A 1875-nucleotide genomic window follows, 5' to 3' on the forward strand; every position below is an offset into this window, starting at 1 on the left:
ATAATTAATTGGTCAGTGCTATTTATTTCAGCTTAGTGGCTAACTTATTCTTGAAATTTAGATTTCTTATTGAATTGATACTAGATACTCTTATAATAAATTGAAAATAGTACTTTGCAAATCAAAATAAAATAAAAGAGAGATTGAAAATTGAATTTACGAACTAGGAATTTGATTTATGCACTAGTCTGTTTGGTAGTTGCACTAATCGGTGTTGGCCCTGAAATTCATCGCCATCATGTTCAACAGGAGACTAGACAACGGACTGCAATGGTTGCGAAGAAAAACAAGAAAGCTAATCAAAATCACCACCAGAAAAGCAGTCATATGCGAACTCCAATTGACTGGCACAAATCATCTGAGACTGTTCCATATCCAGACCTGAGTAAGGTGAAAAATTTTTGGATCAAGGTCAGTTTGAAAAAGAACCGAACATACTTATATGATGGTAATAAGTTGATCTACACAATGTATAGTAGCGGAGGAGTTTATAAAAAGGATCCTAAAACTGGCAAAATGAAGAGCATGACCCCCACGGGGACTTTTCATGCCCAGGAGGAACGCGGTGAAAGTTTCTACAACCAATCATTAAATGAGGGGGCCAACTACTACGTTTCATGGCGCAATCATGGTACATATTTATTTCACAGTGTTCCGACCAAGGCCGGGGGAGAATATAACGTTCAAGAAGCGAAGAAGTTAGGTAAATCGACCGGGTCACACGGATGTATTAGATTGTCGATCGCGGATGCCAAGTGGATGTATTCTCATTTACCAGTGGGTATCAAAATAGTGATTGTTAATTAGAAAATGAAGAAGACCTGCTTAGTGTCAGTTAATCACTAAGCAGGCCCTTTTGTGTAAATTAAATTAGCAAATTTGTTAATCGTTAGCTTTTTCAATACGACCATCTTGGTAAACGTAGTATATGTGTCCATTGTCGTTTCGCAAGGAGTTGTAGTTATCGGAAGACGGTTCACCTTTTCCATAGTTACCACCTTCTACTGCCCAATTTTGGTCGCCCATTTTAGATTTAATGTAAGCAACTGAACTGTCACCACCAGTTAAGTGAACAGAACTCTTATAAGAAGAGGATGAAGCAGAAGATGAAGATGGATTCTGGCTGGAATTCGATTCACTGGTATTGTCAATACTTGCGAAATTGCTAGAAACATCAGAGTTTTTAGTTGGTGTCCAGTTTGGGGTGCCATTAGTACTTTCGTCTACCAAAGCTACTGGTTCACAATTATGGAATGCAAATGCATATGTGATATGACCACCTGTTGGCGCGCCAGATTTGTTGTAGTTGTATAATGCTACAACATTGTAATCATATGAACCCTTGCCAGAAGGGGCCTAGCCAATTGATGCGTTCGACCCATTAACGGTGGTTTTATGTAAATCAGCTGGGTATTCGGCACCAGTGGAGACCTTTAGTTGGTGATAACCATTATACTTTGTGTATGATTGGTTCATTGTTGGTGCCTACTGGTTCATAAAATCAGAAAGCTTTTGATCTTTAGAATTGTTCCATAAGGCGGATGCTTCATGGTTAGTGGAACTTGTTTGGGATGTGGATGTGGCAGGAAGATTACGGTGGTTAGTACTGCTGTTGCCACAACCAGCTAAGCCGATAGACAAAATTGCGATTGTAGAAAGTGTGAGTCCAATTTGTTTAGAATGCATAATAATAACTTCTTAGTTAGATATAATAACGTTATTTATATCTTAATTGACAGCCCAAATCAATACTAAATAGATTTAATAGTGGATTTTATCGAGTTATTCTGAAAAAATGACATGATATTTTCTTGGTGGATTATAGAATGAAGTTAGCCACCCAGTTGGTGGTAAATAAAAAAACGCCATTCGGCG

The 1875-nt window shown here is 38.1% G+C and carries 2 protein-coding genes and 1 pseudogene; 1 reads left to right on the plus strand and 2 read right to left on the minus strand.

Annotated elements, in window-relative coordinates:
• Positions 1–270: 270 nt before the first annotated feature.
• Complete coding sequence (locus H5975_RS07950; RefSeq protein WP_428832689.1) at positions 271–807, plus strand: L,D-transpeptidase; 537 nt, start codon at positions 271–273, stop codon at positions 805–807.
• A gap of 75 nt (positions 808–882) precedes the next feature.
• Here H5975_RS07950 and H5975_RS07955 read toward each other — a convergent pair.
• A pseudogene (locus H5975_RS07955) lies at positions 883–1476 on the minus strand (DUF4767 domain-containing protein).
• Between the two features lie 9 nt (positions 1477–1485).
• Positions 1486–1686: a hypothetical protein gene (locus H5975_RS08825; protein WP_239459630.1), complete on the minus strand. Its 201-nt coding sequence runs from the start codon at positions 1684–1686 to the stop codon at positions 1486–1488.
• Between the last annotated feature and the right edge of the window lie 189 nt (positions 1687–1875).

Source organism: Limosilactobacillus coleohominis, assembly GCF_016901675.1.
Taxonomy (GTDB): Bacteria; Bacillota; Bacilli; order Lactobacillales; family Lactobacillaceae; genus Limosilactobacillus; species Limosilactobacillus intestinavium.

Coding starts and splice junctions, on each gene's coding strand:
- H5975_RS07950 (WP_428832689.1), top strand. CDS start 271: ATGGTTGCGAAGAAAAACAAGAAAGCTAATCAAAATCACCACCAGAAA.
- H5975_RS08825 (WP_239459630.1), bottom strand. CDS start 1,686: ATGCATTCTAAACAAATTGGACTCACACTTTCTACAATCGCAATTTTG.